Source organism: Campylobacter concisus, assembly GCF_002912895.1.
GTDB classification, from domain to species: Bacteria; Campylobacterota; Campylobacteria; order Campylobacterales; family Campylobacteraceae; genus Campylobacter_A; species Campylobacter_A concisus_G.
This window is the reverse complement of record NZ_POZX01000040.1, coordinates 1-2,970: the sequence shown is the minus strand read 5'-3', so window position 1 is coordinate 2,970 and position 2,970 is coordinate 1. Positions and strand designations below refer to the sequence as shown.

Below are 2,970 nucleotides of genomic sequence, written 5' to 3'. Positions count from 1 at the left end.
CTCTTGCAAAAATAAAATCAAGCATTTTATCTACAATAGGCTCGTAATTATGGATTAAAAATTTAAAGGATGACTTACATCAACTTTTATAAAGGGTTTTGCTACTACAATTCTGATAAAAGAAATCATAATTATATCTTTAAAAAGGAGTTTACATGAGGCCCATTTTAAGCCTAGCAGTTCTTTCATCACTGCTTCTAGCAAATGAAGCAAATTTAGACGTTATAAAGCCTATTAGAGAATTTGCACCGCCACCAGTCATCACGCCAAACGTTGCACAAAGTGCCTTTGTAGAAAATCAGTTTGACCGCACTCAAAGAAGCGAATATCCATTTGTTACAAATTTGCTTGATAACTCAACTGATATGTTTCATATCTCAGCTGGAATGTATGGCAAAAGCTTTTACAACTCATCGCTTTTTAAATATCGCGGCGCAAATTTTTATACCATTTTAAATGCAAATTTCACCAAAGCAAATAATTATAAAGATGGAAGTGGCAAAAGATGGGACTATGGCTACAATAGGCAAGGCCAAAGCGCTATCTTAGGCTTCGTGCCAAATGATCTTAGTGAGCTTAGACTTACGTTTTTAAGGGACAATATCGACAAAGACAAGCAGCCAGAACATGCGATGGATGCTTTTAAAACGATAAGAAAAGTTGGCAAACTAAATATTCGCTTAGGCGAAGAAGATCTTTCAAATACACTAAATTTTGAATTTATCCTAAAAAAGGTTGAGCGAAAAGCTGATAATTTTCATCTAAGAGATGCCACCCAAAATGTGAAAGTGGATTTAAAGAGAAATATATTTGAGACAAATCTAAAATATGACGTTGATTTTGCAAGCTTTCACAATCAAATAGGCGCTGGCTTTGAAAAAGATAAACATGACGGCAAAAGATACATGAAGCAAGGCAACAACTGGGTCTTTAATGGATATAGATTTGCTGATGTTAGAAATGATAAATTTATGCTCTTTGATACACTTGCTTATAAATTTAATGAAGCAAATGAAGCCTCGCTTGCCTTAAAATATGAAGAGCAAAGAAGTAAGCTTAACGGACTTGATACTAAATTTTTTGCACCAAATCCAGCCATTAGTACGACTCGCGGGCTACTTCGTCAAATTTATGGTGAGGACGTAAGCGATAAGATCAAAAAAGACGCTTTTAGCGCAAGTTTAAAATATAAATTTACACCAAACGACAAGGATAGCTACTTTGTAAAACTTGAGAGTTTATCTCGCTTGCCAAGCAATATGGAGCGTTTTAATGCACTTTATGGTGCAGGCGATAATGGCTGGATAGCAAATCCAAATTTAGAGCCAGAAAGGCACAATAGAGCAGTTCTTGGCTTTAAATTTGGCAGCGAGTTTTACAAAGAGTATCTAAACTCGCTTCAAAACAAAGATGCATTTAGCTTTAGCGGGCATTTCATCGCTGATAGCGTTAAAAATTTAATCATTTTTGATAGACGCCACTAAAAAGCTGCTATGCCGCTAAACAAAAATGCTGTCATCTCAAGAAACGTTGATGCAACGCTTTATAGTGTAAATTTCAATACAGAATATAGCTTTGCAAGGCACTTTGGCTTAAAAAGCTCACTTTACTACAACTACGGACAAAATAAAACCGATGGCAGGCCGCTTTATCAAATAAGGCCTTTTGAGGCAAATTTTGCATTTGACTACAAAGACTATGCAAGCTTTGGTAGCTACAACCTTGGCACTGCACTAAGACTAGTTTCAAAGCAAACTAGGGGCGATTTTAGCAAGCAAAATGGTCTAGGCATCGACAAAAAAGAAGCTGCAAAAGGTTTTGGTTTGCTTGATCTTTATGGTGGCGTAGAGTTTAAAAATAAAGTTGGCATAAGATTTGGCGTAGCAAATTTATTTGACAAAGATTATGCAGAATTTATCAGCGGTGATCACGTAGCAGCACTTGATCCAGTAGTCGTTCATGCCCCTGGCAGGACATTTTTCATTAGCTTTCACAGCAGTTTTTAAAGGAAAAAAAGATGTTAGATAGAAGAAAATTTTTAGGACTTAGCACAGCTTTAGGCGTTAGCGCATTTGCACCAAATTTATTTGCAAAAGAGAGCTTTAATATGTGGGGTGCGCCAGCAATCCCAAGCGTCATAATGGCAGTTGCTGCACTGCAAGGGGAGTTAAATAAAACTTATGATGTAAGCCTAAATATCTGGAAAACACCAGATCAGCTTCGTGCAGGCGTGGCTAGTGGGGATATTAAAGTCACGATGTCACCATCAAATGTCGCTGCAAATTTAAGAAATCAAGGGCTTGATTTTGCGATGTTAAATTTACTAACCCTTGGCGTTATGAACGCTATGGTTAAGGATGAAAAGATCAAAAATTTAGAGGATTTTGTAGGCAAAAAGCTCATCATGCCATTTCGAGGCGACATGCCTGATCTTGTCCTAAGAGCGCTTTGCAAAAAAAGAGGCATAGACGTTAACAAGATAGACATCACCTATACAGCAACGCCACCTGAGGCTCTGCTTTTATTTTTACAAAAAGATTTTGACATTTTAATAGTCCCACAACCTCTTGGTGAAGCGACTATTTTGCGTGGTAAAAAAGCAGGCGTTAGCGTGCATTACTCAGTTGATTTTCCAAAAATTTGGGGCGAGAGCTTTGGTACAAAGCCAATAATCCCAATGGCAGGCATTATCGTAGAAAGAGGCTTTTACGAGAAAAACTTAAATCTATTTGACATGCTTCATAGTGATCTTAAAAATGCACTTTCATGGATACTTGAGAACAAACAAAGTGCAGCAAAGATAGGCTCAAGCTACTTGCCAGCTCCAGAAGTAGCACTTGCAAATGCTTTTGACAAGGCAAATTTAACGGTAACAAAAGCAAATGAACTGCAAAATGAGATCATGGCATTTTTTGAAGAAATTTATCAGTTTAATCCAAAATTTCTAGGCGGCAAGATGCCAGATAAAGG

3 protein-coding genes are annotated in these 2,970 nt (G+C 37.1%); all 3 read left to right on the top strand.

The window, feature by feature from the left end:
- Window positions 1-155: 155 nt before the first annotated feature.
- Window positions 156-1,484, top strand: coding sequence for a TonB-dependent receptor (locus CYP51_RS05050; RefSeq protein WP_258032795.1), 1,329 nt, complete (start codon window positions 156-158; stop codon window positions 1,482-1,484).
- Window positions 1,485-1,493: 9 nt separating this feature from the next.
- Window positions 1,494-2,006: a TonB-dependent receptor gene (locus CYP51_RS10010; protein ID WP_258032794.1), complete on the top strand. Its 513-nt coding sequence runs from the start codon at window positions 1,494-1,496 to the stop codon at window positions 2,004-2,006.
- 11 nt (window positions 2,007-2,017) lie between these two features.
- Window positions 2,018-2,970 (top strand): ABC transporter substrate-binding protein (locus tag CYP51_RS05045; RefSeq protein WP_103624616.1); only part of this gene is annotated, 953 nt, incomplete at its 3' end.

What these genes read in the sequence shown, in the direction of transcription:
- CYP51_RS05050 (WP_258032795.1), top strand. Translation starts at nt 156, where the DNA reads ATGAGGCCCATTTTAAGCCTAGCAGTTCTTTCATCACTGCTTCTAGCA.
- CYP51_RS10010 (WP_258032794.1), top strand. Translation starts at nt 1,494, where the DNA reads ATGCCGCTAAACAAAAATGCTGTCATCTCAAGAAACGTTGATGCAACG.